Below are 13,717 nucleotides of genomic sequence, written 5' to 3'. Positions count from 1 at the left end.
ATTTCGATTTAAATGCTAACAAACTTTTTTTTTCATTTAAGAAATAATAACTTAAAAGTTAATCTTCGAGAGCATCTGACCATGTTGGAAGCTCTTGACAAGGAAGTTGTAGCCTACAATATTGAAGATTTTTATTTTTTGAGTCGAGCCATTTATGTAAAACACGAACAAAATCTGGACTTATTTGATAAACTTTTTGGACAATTTTTTGGAGAATTAGAAAGTATTTCTGCTGAAAAGTTATTTGAAATTGATGATAATTGGTTGATTAGTAAGTTTTTGCGAGAATTGTCAGAAGAAGACAAAGCTGCAATTGAAGCGTCAGGTGGGCTTGAAGAATTATTAGAAAGATTAAGAAAAACCCTCGAAGAACAGAAAGAAAGACACGAAGGCGGTAGTAAATGGGTTGGTACTGGCGGCACTTCACCCTTCGGCAATGGCGGTTTTAATCCGACTGGTGTAAGGATAGGAGGCAAGGGAGGCAATAAGAGTGCTGTTAAGGTTTGGGATAAACGTGATTTTAAAAATTATGATGATAATCTCGAACTCAATACCAGAAATACAAAAATGGCCTTGCGAAGATTAAGGATTTTGACTCGTGAAGGCATCGAAGATGAATTAAATTTGAATGAAACCATTGAGCGAACAAGCAATAATGCTGGTCTTTTAGACATAAAGATGCAGGCATCGAAGCAAAATCGTGTAAAAGTTTTACTGTTGCTTGATGTGGGAGGTTCTATGGATGATTTTATTGAGGAATGTTCAATGCTTTTTTCTTCAGCAAAACACCAATTTAAAAATTTAGAGTTTTATTATTTCCATAATTGCGTTTACGAAACACTTTGGAAAGATAATCATCGTCGCTACGAAGACCGCATTTCGACTTGGGACGTGCTAAACAAATATAATAAAGACTACAAAGTAATTTTTATTGGTGATGCCTCTATGTCGCCGTGGGAACTTGCAGAACCTCGTGGAAGTGTGGAGCATTACAATCCAGAGGCTGGAATAACATGGTTAGAACGATTCAAAACAAAATATCCCAATTTAGTTTGGCTCAACCCTGTCAATGATGGCTACTGGCAATATACGCATACAATTCAGCAAATACGTTCATGGTCAGATAATAGAATGTTTCCACTCACCATTAATGGAATCGAAAAAGCCATGAAATGTCTGAAAAATAGCAAGCTGAAGTTTTAATTGTTAAAGATTAATGGTGAATTATAAATTATAAAGATAACTTTTTTACGATTTTAATAAAATTCACCATTAATATTTAACAAATTATAATTGTTTTAGAAACTCCATCGTATCAACTCCATCAGCAAAATCATCTAATTTAGGTAATTGAGCTTCTCCAAAGCTGTAACTATTTTGGTAATATCCATCTTTGGAAACTATACATTGAATTTTTTCTTTTTTGTCTTCCATAAGGCTTTTTAGATGAGTGTTATCATCGTAAGCTTCCCAGAAACATACAGAAATTGGAGAAACAAGTGCATCATCTTCTTTTAATAGTAAAAATCCGTTGTCTAAATGTTTGACACCATTGACCAAATAGATTGATTTATTGTAGTCATAATTATTATTGTATTTATGATGCAAACAAATCGTATTCCAATAATCAATCGCTTCATAAAATTTATCAAAAGTATATCCTATTGGAACATACAATTTTGAAACATTTCTACAACCCAAACCAAAATATTGAAAAATATCGTTTCCTAAGTTTCCTAAATCAGTTCTTGTTTCATCTCCTCTCAAAATAGCAACTGATGATCGGTTTTTACGAATAATATGGGGTTTTTTTGCAAAATAATATTCAAAATGTTTTGCAGTATTGTCACTCCCTGTTGCAATTAAGGCATCAGCGTCATTGAGCCTATCAACAATTTTAATTAATTCTTTGAAGTCAGGATTAAACTCGAATAGTTTATTGATCAAAAATCTCATTAAAACCGAATCGCTTGAACTTAGTTTTATTAAGGCAATATTACCACTTAATATGACACATAATAAATCATGAAAACCAACAACAGGAATATTTCCTGCCATTACAATTCCCACTTTTTTGGGTAACTTATTTTCATTTATTTGGTGCTTTGAAACAAATTGTTCTATTAATTCAGGATTTAAAAATGATTTTGAAGTGTTTTCTAATGCCAACCTCACATTATCTTCTGTAAACCATGCATTTTCATTGCGAGCTGCACTTGCAATGACCTTAATTTGATCATCATTTGAAATGTCCAATAAAAAATCACCAAGTTGTGAAAATGTAAAAATTTGTTTTTTTAATTGCATTTTTTTTAGAAAGTTACTTGTCTTTGATAAAATCTTACAAAAATACAAGTAAACTGAAACTTTGAAGCCTTATATTTGTTTAAAGTTTAATAAACTATTAATTATATAGAGAGAGTATGGCAATCATGATAACTGACGAGTGCATCAATTGTGGTGCATGTGAGCCGGAATGTCCAAATACAGCAATCTACGAAGGTGGTGTAGAATGGACATGGGGTGGCGGAACAAAACTCACAGAAGTTGAATTAGAAGATGGAACTGTATTGGGTGGTAAAGACCCTATGCAACCAGTATCTGATGAATTTTATTATATTGTTTCCGACAAATGTACGGAATGTCATGGTTTTCATGAAGAACCACAATGTGCAGCAGTTTGTCCAGTTGATTGTTGCATTCCTGACCCTGAGCATGAGGAGGATGATGAAATGTTATTGGCCAAGAAATCTTGGCTTCATGCTGAAGCTTAATTATTTATTTGATTAGCAGTAAAAGAGTAAATGATAAATCCCTAACAGTTTTTACTGTTGGGGATTTTTGTGTTTAGACCAATATGTATTTAGTGAATACATATAATTGAAATTTGTATAATTCTTGAAATTGTACAAATTTAAGATAAAATTGTATTTCAAAATAATATTCTTGATTTATGATAAATTGCAGAATAATGTTTGTTTAAATGTAAAATATAAATATTTCAATAATTAGTTTAATTTTAATACATATATTTAGCTTTTTTTATATTTTTTTTGAAAAATGTGTATTTTTTTACACTTAAAATTTGGATTTAATTATTTTTTGGCAAACATTTGTGAAGAAATTAAATCTAACCAATGATTAATTAAACCAAAGAAAATTATGAGAAAAACATTTTTTACCGTACTTTCATTGTTTACAGCAGTAAACGTTTTTGCACAAGACACTACAACAAAACCAGAAGAAGAGAAAAAAAATCCAATTACATTTTCTGGTTATGTTGACACTTATTTCTTTGGCAATTTTAACTCACCTAAATCAAAGTCAAATTTAGGAGCATCTGGATACGAAAGAGCTTTCGATCAAAAAGTTGGTCAGTTTCAAGTTGGTCTTGCACAAACTAAAATGACCTATTCAACAGACAAAGTTGATGGAGTTATTGATTTAACTTTTGGTAACCATGGTGATCTTGGGAATTATGGTAATGCACTTGGTCGTGTATTGGTTGGTGGAAAAGAAGCTACTGGTACAGCTTTGGCTATCAAACAAGCATATTTGACTTGGAAAGCTACTGACAAATTATCAATTACAGCAGGACAGTGGGGTACACACATTGGATATGAAGTGATTGATGCTCCAGTAAATTATAACTACTCATTGTCGAATCTTTTCAATAATGGGCCTTTTTATCATACTGGAATTAAAGCAACAGTTGCAACTTCTGCTAAATCTTCATTAACTTTCGGTATGGTTAATGGTATTGACTCAAAAGATGATAACAACAGTAAATTAGGTGGAATATTGCAGTTTTATGTTTCGCCTGCTTCTGGTTGGAATCTTTACTTAAACTGGATTGGTAGTGATGAAGGCGTAGGTGCTAAATCATATTATTCACTATTTGATTTGACAACTTCTTATCAAATTACTGAAAAATTCTTGTTAGGTGTTAATGCAGCTTATGGTACACAAGATAAATTATCATGGGGTGGAGCTGCGTTATATGCTCAAGCATCTTTGACTGATAAATTTGGATTAGGCATTCGTTATGAATATTTTGATAACAAATCAGGTATTCGTGCCTTGAAAAACAGAGCGGGTGATGGAACAGCAGTTAATTCATTTACTTTGACTGGTAATCTAATTATCTCTGATAATTTATTGTTCAAACCTGAGTTCCGTCTTGATAGCTATGCTAAATCTGCTGCTGGAATGGCTCAATTTGAAGATAAATCTGGTAATTTTACTAAAGATTCACAATCAACATTTGGTGGAGCCTTGATTTTTAAATTCTAAATAATTCTGATGAATAGTGAGTCAGTTAAAGAATTAACTGATTCACTATCAAATTAATGCAAGTTTTTTGTACAACACTTAAACCTCAAAACCATTATGCGTAAAAACCCACTACCCCTGATTATCTTGCTTATTCTTGCAGTTGTGGCATTGTTGTTACCTGCAGTACCTTCTACCATCGTAACCGAAGGAATTAATTCTGGCGATACTGCTTGGATGTTGATCAGTACAGCTTTGGTACTAATCATGACACCAGGCTTAGCTTATTTCTATGGTGGTATGGTGAATACCAAAAATGTTATTTCTACCATGTTACAGAGTTTTATTGCTATGGGTGTAATCTCTGTACTTTGGGTAACAGTAGGTTATAGTTTAGCTTTTGGAGAATCAATTGGAGGATATATTGGAAATCCGATGACTCATTTTATGTTTGCTGGTGTCTTAGAAAGCAAACCTTGGTCATTAGCTCCAACAATTCCTTTAGTTGTATTTGCATTTTTCCAATTGAAATTTGCTGTAATTACTCCTGCACTTGTGACAGGTTCATTAGCTGAACGTATTAATTTTAAATCTTACGTTTTATTTATTATTCTTTTCAGCATTTTCGTTTACGCTCCTTTAGCACACTGGACATGGCATCCTGAAGGATTCCTTTTCAAAATGGGAGTTCTTGATTTCGCTGGTGGTACTGTTGTACACATGTCAGCTGGTTGGGCTGCTTTAGCTGGAGCTATTTACTTACGTCGTCGTCGCACACATGTTGAAGGAAGTTTCCTTCCACCTGCCAATATTCCTTATGTATTATTAGGTACTGGTTTATTATGGTTCGGATGGTTTGGTTTTAATGCTGGTTCTGCTCTTAGTGCAGGAACTTTGGCTGCTTCTGCTTTTGCAACAACAAATACTGCTGCTGCTGCTGCTGGTTTAGCTTGGGTATTATTTGATGTAGCTCGTGGCAAAAAAGTATCAGCTCTTGGCTTCTGTATTGGTGTAGTAGTAGGTCTTGTTGCTATCACTCCTGGTGCTGGTTTTGTGACTATCCCTCACGCAATTGTTATTGGTACAATTTCATCTATCATTTCTAACTACTTAGCTCACTTAAAAACTAAAACTGCTTTGGATGATACATTAGATGTATTCCCTTGTCATGGTGTTGGTGGTATGGTAGGTATGTTATTGACAGGTGTTTTTGCTAACAAAGGCATAAATGCTGCTGTTGCTGACCAAGGTTTATTCTTTGGAGAATCGAAATTATTTATCAATCACATCATTGCTTTGGTAATTGTTTCTGTTTTTGCATTCGCAATGTCGTTTGTAATGCTTAAAATTACTGACATGATTTTGCCACTTCGTGTTTCTGAAGCTGATGAGAAAATTGGTCTTGATGTTAGTCAACATGACGAATCATTGGTAGAAGCTTAAAAATATTTATAATTTTGTGACAAAATCACAATTGCGGTTAATTGCCGTACTTTTATTGTGGTTTTGTTGTACTCCATAAGTCAAAATGCCCGCCATATTGGTGGGCATTTTCTTTGTAGGATCATTTGGGTATTGAAATTTAGAAAAAAATCTACAAATGTAGAGCAATCAAAGCTAAAATAGCAGGAATTGCTTGCACATAAAAAATTCTTTTCCCAGCGGTTATTCCTCCATAGATTCCTGCAACAATCACGCATGAAAGGAAGAAAATAGCAACGTAAAATGACCAAGCGTGGTCTTGGATTAATAATGACCAAAATAAACCCGCTGCCAAAAATCCATTATAAAGTCCTTGATTGGCTGCCAAGGCTTTGGTTGGTACAAATAAGTCTTTGGGCAAACCCTTGAAAACTTTTGGACCTCTGCTTGTCCAAACAAACATTTCAAGCCAAAGTATATAACAATGTTCGATGGCAACAAGTCCAACGAGAATCTTTGCTATTAATTCCATTTTATTTTGGGTTTAAAAGGTAGATGAATGATGTATATTGATTTACGAATAATGATTTATCTGTAACTGAGCGTAGCCAAAGTTATTCCCCAGCATTTCTAAGTCCGACTCTAGGTAATACTGGTAAACTTTCATTACCGTCTTCACTAACAGATTGAACAGCAAAGAAATAGTTGTCTTTTGAATATGGGAGACTAATTTTAAGTTCAGTTGTAAAAAATTTCTTTTGCCAATATGGCATTGCAGTTTCTCGCATCATCACATAATACCCTTTAACTTTACCACTTTTGGGTGCTTTCCAATTTAAATTAGTAGAATTTCCCAGTCCTCTCACATCCAAAACAACATCTTGGGGCATTGAAGGCGATTTTGCCAAATTGGCCAATGTAGCTAAATTGATTCCAGTATTTTTTCTCAAATACTCAAAATCCATAAACTTAGGTAAATCTCCATATTCAACACCATTTTCAATTCTCAAATCTTGGTGTTGGTGTAAGAAGTTTTCATTCATTTCTGACAAACGCACTGCTGAGAATCCACGTGTAACAAAAGGAGTATGGTCGCCACCACGTAAAAAACGGTCGTTTCTATAAATCATCACTACTTCTAAATTATCAACATATCGCTCCCCAGTTTCTTTTACATAACGAGCCAACTGCCTTGCTTTTCCATCATTTTCTACCCCATATTGACGAATAGCACCAACTTTTTTATCCATTTCAAAAGCAGGAAGTCCTTCACTAAAAACTCTAATACGAGTGTTATCAATGATATTTGTTTCATTGGAGTTATTAGAACCCATAATGTCATTATTCAATAAGGCTTCTAAATTCCAGTTTTCTTTGATGGCTTTTTCAGCTAAAAAATTGGCTCCTAAAAGTCCTTGTTCCTCGCCGCTTACTACTACAAAAATAATTGTTGCTGGAAATTTTGATTTTGACATGATGCGTGCTAATTCAATCACTGCAACTGTACCACTTCCATCATCATTTGCACCTGGGGCATCAGATTCTCGATTCATCACATTCGTAACACGGCTATCAATATGCCCACTAACCATAAAAATGCGATCATCGTTGGGGTCGGTGCCTTTGAGCGTTGCCATTACATTGGCCATAGCGATGGTTTTATCAATACGTTTTCCATCAGGTTGAAGTGTAAAGGTATCTAAAACAGCAGTCATTCTGCCTTCCGATTGTTTGGCAAATTCTTTGAATTTACTTAGAACCCATTGGCGTGAAGCTCCAATTCCTCGATTGGCCTCCGTTGTGGTCGAAAGGGTACTTCGAGTGCCAAAAGAAACTAATTTTTCATCAAATTTTTTGAGACTATCGCTTGAAATTTGTTTGACTAAAGCTTCAATTTGTGGGTCACGATTGATAATTTTTTGTGAAAAAGAATTAATTGATGTCAATAGACAAAAAGAAAAAATAAAGATTTTTTTCATTGATAAAGTGTTTAGATGTTTCTGACAAAAATAGTCATTTTTTGAAATAATCATTTATAAATATGAGTGAAATGAATGGAATTGGGATTTTTGAAATAATTTGCAATATGGTAGATGGGTAAAAAATCTTTGATTTTTCTTAAATTGACCGTCTAATAGATAATTTTAAAAAAATGATGGATAAATATTCAATTTTATATTTAATGTGCGAAATTTATAAAAAATATTTACTTAAATGTTTCATAAGATTTACAAACCACACCCCGCATTGAGCGAATTTGTAAATAATATAATGGTTTTTCGATTTGAATTAGACCGTAATTTACCACGTCCTGAGTTTTCATTTCCGCCACTACCTGAGCAGTGCCTTTATTTTTATCCATTTGAAGCTCCTGAAAGCGAATATTTGACAACCAATAAAAAAGTTAAACTCGACAGAAGTATTTTGGTTGGGCCGCAAGTCAACAGAATAAAGCTAAAAATGCACCATTCGAATTTTACTGTAAAAGTTGGATTTCAACCATGTGGTTTATATCGTTTGTTGGGAATTTCGATGAATGAATTTCCAGTTGATGAATCACTCGATAGTACATATATTTTAGATAGAGGAATAAAATTTATCAATGAGCAGTTGGCAGAAACACAATCGCCTGATAAACTCAAAGCTATTGTGGAGACTTTTCTGTTAAAAAAACTTGGTCATTTGCGTAGTCGCTTACCTATTGATAATGTTTTGCCTTTAATTTTAAAGGATGGTGGACTCATAAATGTTGATGAAATCGCCTCTCAAGCTTGTGTGAGCAATCGTCAATTGGAGCGACAGTTTTTACAAAGAGTTGGGGTTTCTCCCAAGTTTTTTATACGCCAAACACGTTTTGCTAAAGCTTGGGTGATGAAAGAAAATATACCCAATATCAAATGGACTACCATTGCTCACGAGTGTGGTTATTTCGATCAGATGCACTTGATTCGAGATTTTAAAGCCTTTTGTGGAGTTTCACCTTCTGTTATTGAAAGCGAATTCAACGCTACGCCTTTTTTGCTTCGTAATCAACTTTTTTATTAGAAACTTTCTTTAATTTGATTAAATATTTTTAATTCAAATCATTGAGTTGTCGTATTTGTACTATTCCAACCATTCTTCATCCTTTATTTTTGTAATCAAATTTAAATAATTGATTATGAAAAAATTATTTTCATTTTGTCTATTTCTTCTTTTATCAAATGTGATTTTTGCTCAAGTTAAAAGAGTAGATAAGATCGCAGTAGAAAACGTTGTCGTGAAATAACAAGCACTGTGGAGTAATCTTGTTAATAAAATGGCTAATTAAAATTAAAGAATGTCGTTTTTTTACCACTAAAACTATCATCTTAAAATCCATATTTGCAACGAGTTTTCAAATTCATATCTGTGATGGAAATTACTTTCGCTAATTGATGAATGGTTCAATACTTTACAACCACTTTGATTATCATCATTTGGAGAGAAATTATATGAAATTTTCAGTATTTTCTTCAAAAATTTTATACATGAAAAATCTAATTGTGAGAGCGTAGTTTCGGAATAATTAAAAAATGTAACGGAATTTATTAGTTAATTAACCTAAGTCATGTAGCCAATCAAAATTTGTTTTATACTCTATTTTTGATGTTAAGCTTTGACAAAACCTTATTTTGGGAATGTAAATTAATTATGCAATAGTGCAAAAAATGAACGCACAAACCTATAATTTCTTAAACCATGAAAAAAATACTACTATTCTTACTAATGTTATTAATTGGTTTTGAAGGACTTTCTCAGAGTACCGAAATAAAACCTAATCAAGGAATTTCAGTTCCACAGTTTAACACAGTTTTTATCAATGGTCTTACAAATCAGCCAAAAGGCACTGTTTTGTTTGACAAAGACCTGAATGTGATGAAATATTGGAATGGAACTGCATGGATAAGCATTACAACAGGCGGCTCAGGTGCTGGATGGGTAATCAATGGTAATAATCTCGAAAATACGAATACAGGAAATGTTGGCATTGGAGTGACTTCACCTACTGCAAAATTAGCAATTGTTGGTACTAATACGGATGGATCGTTGACAATTAAAGGCACACAATTTACTTCTCATTTTAATAAACCAGAAAATATTTTTCAAGAAAATACCTATATAAGAGGTGGAACTCCTTCTTCGAAAGTGCTAATTGGAGATATTGGTAATTATATTGGACTTGGATTATCGAGTCCAGATTTTCCATTAGATGTGAGTAGTGAAGCACAATTTAGGAGTGGAATACGGGCAAAAGGAAATGTGACTAAGTTTTATGATAATGGTTTTAGTGGTCCAACTTTTTATGATGGAGGGCTTACTTTAATTAATAATGACCTAAATCTTAACCAAAGAATGAAATTAGATGGAAGCAATATACAAACATTTGCTCGAAATACTGGACCCAATAATATTGATGCTGTTTCAAGTATGGTATTAAATCCGTTCGGTGGAAATGTTGGAATTGGAACAAACTTTAGTCCACAATATAAGCTGCATCTATATGCAACAGGAGAAGAATTAGTGAAAATTGATGGGACAAATAGTTTAGTTATTTTCCATGATCGTACCTCTAATGCCCAATATGGTTTCTTCAGAGCATGGACAAAAAATCCATTTAATCCATCAAATTTATATGGCTTTGAGGTTGGTACTCCGCCAATTGTTGGTGGAGATCCCGCTAAACATTTGATGTTTTCAACAAATTATGCTCTTCGGATGGTTATTCGAGATAATGGAAATGTAGGTATCGGTACCACAGACCCTGGAACGTATAAATTGGCCGTTAATGGAAGTATCAAAGCACGTGAAATTCGAGTAAGTAACCAAAATTGGGCTGATTATGTATTTGACGAAAAATATGCTTTAAGACCATTAGCAGAAATAGAAAGGTACATTCTGAAACATAAGCATTTACCTGAAATACCTGCGGCTAATGTTATCGAGAAAGAAGGCATTGATATGAGTGCAATGCAATCAAAAATGATGGCCAAAATTGAAGAATTAACGCTTTATATTATTGAGCAAAATAAGAGAATTGAAAAGTTAGAAAAAGGAAAATCTAAAGCCACCATCAGCAAATGAAAAAGATATTATTTAGCTTATACTTGCTTCTAACGACTTTTGTAAGCCAAGCTCAGCAACGAAAATTCTACGAGATACAAGCAGAAGCTGAACGTTTTTTTGAAAATCAAAAGAAACAACGACTCAGCGTTTCAAATAATAATTCAGATGATGAAGGTGAAGAAGATGGTGATTACAATAGGTATAAACGTTGGGAGTGGTGGGCTGAACGTCATTTAGATTCCAAAGGTTATGTATTGAATAATGTTATTATGAGCAAATTAGCGACACAGAAATTCAACACTAATGCTAAAAATTCAAGAATCAAAAGCGTAGAATCTATTGGTGGAAATTGGCAAAACTTGAGCAATGTGCCTTATTCTACGGCAATTGATGAGCAAGCAGGTATGGGACGGGTGAATTGTATAATCGAGATTCCAGGAACGCCTGATTTTTTGGTTGGTACATCAGGAGGTGGTATTTGGCGGGGTGTATATACAAACTTGGGCTATAATTGGATACCTCTTTCTGATGGTATTCCGCAAATGGGTATCGCCGATATTGTTATAAATCCGAATAATATTAATGAAATTTATATACTCACGGGTTCAAGTTATGGTGGCGGTGGAGATGGTATCGGATCAATCAATGGTGGTACAAACGGAAGTGGAGGAGGAAGTTCGATTGGAATCTTAAAATCAACTGATGCAGGTTTGAACTGGAGTGAAACAGCTATGAAAATTCCAATTGATTCAAGTTGTGTAGGGTTTAAACTTATTGCCGATCCAACCAATTTCAATCACATGGTGATGGCTTCTAATAAAGGCATCTACATGACCCAAAACGCTTGGCAAACTGTTTCATCAGCCCTATATAGTCAGCCTTCCTCTGGCATTGCAAACCTAAAGGGTGGGCTTTGGTACGATATAAAATTTAAACCCAATGATGGAAATACAATATATGCTTCATCAACAAATGGTATCTGGCGAAGTACTGACGGTGGTTTGACATTCATTCACCGATTTCGTATTCCTAATGGAGCAAAAAATGATGCTTGCCAAAGAGTTATGCTTGGTGTTTCACCTGCTAATAATAATGTAGTATATGCTGTCGCTGGAAATTCAAATCAAGCCTATGATCCTCCAATACCACCAACCAACTATAATACCGGGTTTTTAGGCTTATATGCCTCTTCTGATGGTGGAGTCTCATTTCAACTCCGTTCAGCTTCGCCTAATATTTTAAGCAATGAGGCAGATGGAACTTTTGGCTCATATTATTCAACAGCTGCTTATGCTTTGTGTATAGCTGTATCCCCAACCGATGCCAACAGGATTTTTGTTGGAAGTTTGAATGTTTGGGAGTCAACCAATGGAGGGTATAATTGGATTAACAGGTCAGATAACAAAGCTGATTTCGATGATTTTAATTATGTTCATGCTGATATACATTTTTTGAGTTTTGGCAGTTATGGAAATATCCTGTGCGGTAATGATGGTGGTTTTTTTAATTATACAAGCAGTAATAATACATGGAGTTTTCTAAGTGCAAATCTCAATAACACACAAATTTATAGAATCAGTATTGTCTATCAAGTTCAGCCATTAATCTACAGCGGGAGGGTGATTTATGGCGGCTCACAAGATAATGGGCAACACCGCTGGACACCCAATGGCTTTGTAAAAGTAGCGGGTGGCGATGGCATGGATAATGCAATTGCTTCTGCCGATGGGAGCGAGATAGTTGCAACACTACAAAATGGAATTTTGTTACATTCTGATAATTATGGTGGTAGCTTTAGCGAACCTTCTTCTACACCTATAGAAAATAGACAAGGTGCTTGGATTACACCCCTCGTCCAGCATTGTAGTGTGCCAGATTTAGTTTATGTAGGTTATAAAGATTATTATTATTCTACCGATGGGGGTGATGATTTTGATGTTCGAGTGAGTACAGGTTTTGTTAATCCAATCATTGCGATGGCACAAGGCAATTATTCAACATTCAACCTGCCAAATACAAACGTTGTTTATTGTGCAGTAAATGCCACCCCACCGCCTCCGCCAAATACCAATGCAGGTAAACCAAATTGGCGAGTCTATCGTTTTGAAAATGACCAAAGTGCTTCTATACAAGATATTACCTCGGGAGCATTTGGTAATAATATCATCACTTCGATAGCCACTGATCCCAACAATTCTCGCTATGTTTTTGTAACTCTAGGTGGATACGACGCCACCAGAAAAGTATTTTTTAGTAGCAATAAAGGTGTTTCTTGGACAAATATTACTGATAATCTTCCTAATGTGCCAGTAAATTGTATTGCTTTAAAAACAGGTGGAAGTTCGGGTATTTACATTGGAACTGATATTGGTGTTTTCCACCGATTTAGCTATGCTGGTGGACAACAATGGACACTTTATAGCAATAAACTACCTAATGTTGCTGTAACAGACATTGAGCTTGATGTAGCTAATAACGAGATGTTTATAGCAACTTTTGGTCGTGGTATCTGGAAAAGTGATTTGTATACCCCTTGCCCTCAAAATGTATTTCATACCGCTAATACTGTTGGGCAAGAATACTACGAAGCATCAGGAACAATCACTTCAACGACAACCATACAAGGGGGAATAGGGACGAAAGTAACTTATAATACTGGCAATGAAATAGTATTAAGCGATGGATTTTTTGTAAAAGAAGGGAGTGTTTTATATGCCTATGTATCGGGTTGTGGAAATGCACGCAGTGATCAACAGTTTTTGAGAAAAGACACAAATAATGCTAGTCAAAAGCAAGAAGTTTTAGGAACTACATCAAAAAAGAAAGTGGTTAAAGTCATTGCACCTACTGAACTTCATGCAACAAATACTGATAAAGGTGTCAAATCGAAATTGAAAGTAAAAAAATAAAATCTATGAAACTAATTTCCTTTATTCAT

10 protein-coding genes are annotated in these 13,717 nt (G+C 34.3%); 7 read left to right on the top strand and 3 right to left on the bottom strand.

What is annotated here, in order from left to right; translation table 11 throughout:
- Window positions 1-12: 12 nt before the first annotated feature.
- Window positions 13-1,203: a vWA domain-containing protein gene (locus tag ACQUQZ_RS11310; protein ID WP_435355039.1), complete on the top strand. Its 1,191-nt coding sequence runs from the start codon at window positions 13-15 to the stop codon at window positions 1,201-1,203.
- A gap of 84 nt (window positions 1,204-1,287) precedes the next feature.
- Here the strand turns inward: ACQUQZ_RS11310 and ACQUQZ_RS11305 are convergent, their stop codons facing one another.
- Window positions 1,288-2,307 carry an acyl-CoA reductase gene (locus ACQUQZ_RS11305; protein ID WP_435355038.1) on the bottom strand — a complete coding sequence of 340 codons (1,020 nt, stop codon included), beginning with the start codon at window positions 2,305-2,307 and terminating at the stop codon, window positions 1,288-1,290.
- Between the two features lie 116 nt (window positions 2,308-2,423).
- On the opposite strand from ACQUQZ_RS11305, the gene ACQUQZ_RS11300 reads away from it, so the two are divergent.
- From ACQUQZ_RS11300 to ACQUQZ_RS11290, 3 genes are all read left to right on the top strand, one after another.
- The gene (locus ACQUQZ_RS11300) at window positions 2,424-2,774 is read left to right on the top strand and encodes a 4Fe-4S dicluster domain-containing protein (RefSeq protein WP_435355037.1); all 351 of its coding nucleotides are present in this window, start codon (window positions 2,424-2,426) and stop codon (window positions 2,772-2,774) included.
- A 388-nt stretch (window positions 2,775-3,162) separates the two neighbouring features.
- Entirely contained in the window at window positions 3,163-4,293 is a 1,131-nt protein-coding gene (locus tag ACQUQZ_RS11295) for a porin (RefSeq protein ID WP_435355036.1), read from the top strand.
- Between the two features lie 96 nt (window positions 4,294-4,389).
- Window positions 4,390-5,715, top strand: coding sequence for an ammonium transporter (locus tag ACQUQZ_RS11290; RefSeq protein WP_435355035.1), 1,326 nt, complete (start codon window positions 4,390-4,392; stop codon window positions 5,713-5,715).
- Between the two features lie 151 nt (window positions 5,716-5,866).
- Here ACQUQZ_RS11290 and ACQUQZ_RS11285 read toward each other — a convergent pair whose 3' ends face one another.
- The gene (locus tag ACQUQZ_RS11285) at window positions 5,867-6,226 is read right to left on the bottom strand and encodes a DUF1304 domain-containing protein (protein WP_435355034.1); all 360 of its coding nucleotides are present in this window, start codon (window positions 6,224-6,226) and stop codon (window positions 5,867-5,869) included.
- Window positions 6,227-6,308: 82 nt separating this feature from the next.
- A complete protein-coding gene (locus ACQUQZ_RS11280) occupies window positions 6,309-7,673 on the bottom strand; it encodes a M20/M25/M40 family metallo-hydrolase (RefSeq protein ID WP_435355033.1) in 1,365 nt (454 codons plus the stop codon).
- A gap of 235 nt (window positions 7,674-7,908) precedes the next feature.
- Here ACQUQZ_RS11280 and ACQUQZ_RS11275 point away from each other — a divergent pair, with 235 nt between their 5' ends.
- From ACQUQZ_RS11275 to ACQUQZ_RS11265, 3 genes are all read left to right on the top strand, one after another.
- Window positions 7,909-8,739, top strand: coding sequence for a helix-turn-helix domain-containing protein (locus tag ACQUQZ_RS11275; RefSeq protein WP_435355032.1), 831 nt, complete (start codon window positions 7,909-7,911; stop codon window positions 8,737-8,739).
- A 675-nt stretch (window positions 8,740-9,414) separates the two neighbouring features.
- The gene (locus tag ACQUQZ_RS11270) at window positions 9,415-10,797 is read left to right on the top strand and encodes a hypothetical protein (protein WP_435355031.1); all 1,383 of its coding nucleotides are present in this window, start codon (window positions 9,415-9,417) and stop codon (window positions 10,795-10,797) included.
- Entirely contained in the window at window positions 10,794-13,688 is a 2,895-nt protein-coding gene (locus tag ACQUQZ_RS11265) for a WD40/YVTN/BNR-like repeat-containing protein (RefSeq protein ID WP_435355030.1), read from the top strand. The genes ACQUQZ_RS11270 and ACQUQZ_RS11265 overlap by 4 nt, the downstream gene beginning before the upstream one ends.
- Window positions 13,689-13,717 lie beyond the last annotated feature (29 nt).

The organism is Emticicia sp. SJ17W-69, from assembly GCF_051209875.1.
Taxonomy (GTDB): domain Bacteria; phylum Bacteroidota; class Bacteroidia; order Cytophagales; family Spirosomataceae; genus Emticicia.
The sequence above is the reverse complement of the archived record's forward strand: the minus strand, read 5'-3'. Positions and strand labels throughout refer to the sequence as shown.

Excerpts from the sequence above, each read along its gene's own strand:
- ACQUQZ_RS11310 (WP_435355039.1), top strand. The coding sequence starts at position 13 with ATGCTAACAAACTTTTTTTTTCATTTAAGAAATAATAACTTAAAAGTT.
- ACQUQZ_RS11305 (WP_435355038.1), bottom strand. The coding sequence starts at position 2,307 with ATGCAATTAAAAAAACAAATTTTTACATTTTCACAACTTGGTGATTTT.
- ACQUQZ_RS11300 (WP_435355037.1), top strand. The coding sequence starts at position 2,424 with ATGGCAATCATGATAACTGACGAGTGCATCAATTGTGGTGCATGTGAG.
- ACQUQZ_RS11295 (WP_435355036.1), top strand. The coding sequence starts at position 3,163 with ATGAGAAAAACATTTTTTACCGTACTTTCATTGTTTACAGCAGTAAAC.
- ACQUQZ_RS11290 (WP_435355035.1), top strand. The coding sequence starts at position 4,390 with ATGCGTAAAAACCCACTACCCCTGATTATCTTGCTTATTCTTGCAGTT.
- ACQUQZ_RS11285 (WP_435355034.1), bottom strand. The coding sequence starts at position 6,226 with ATGGAATTAATAGCAAAGATTCTCGTTGGACTTGTTGCCATCGAACAT.
- ACQUQZ_RS11280 (WP_435355033.1), bottom strand. The coding sequence starts at position 7,673 with ATGAAAAAAATCTTTATTTTTTCTTTTTGTCTATTGACATCAATTAAT.
- ACQUQZ_RS11275 (WP_435355032.1), top strand. The coding sequence starts at position 7,909 with ATGTTTCATAAGATTTACAAACCACACCCCGCATTGAGCGAATTTGTA.
- ACQUQZ_RS11270 (WP_435355031.1), top strand. The coding sequence starts at position 9,415 with ATGAAAAAAATACTACTATTCTTACTAATGTTATTAATTGGTTTTGAA.
- ACQUQZ_RS11265 (WP_435355030.1), top strand. The coding sequence starts at position 10,794 with ATGAAAAAGATATTATTTAGCTTATACTTGCTTCTAACGACTTTTGTA.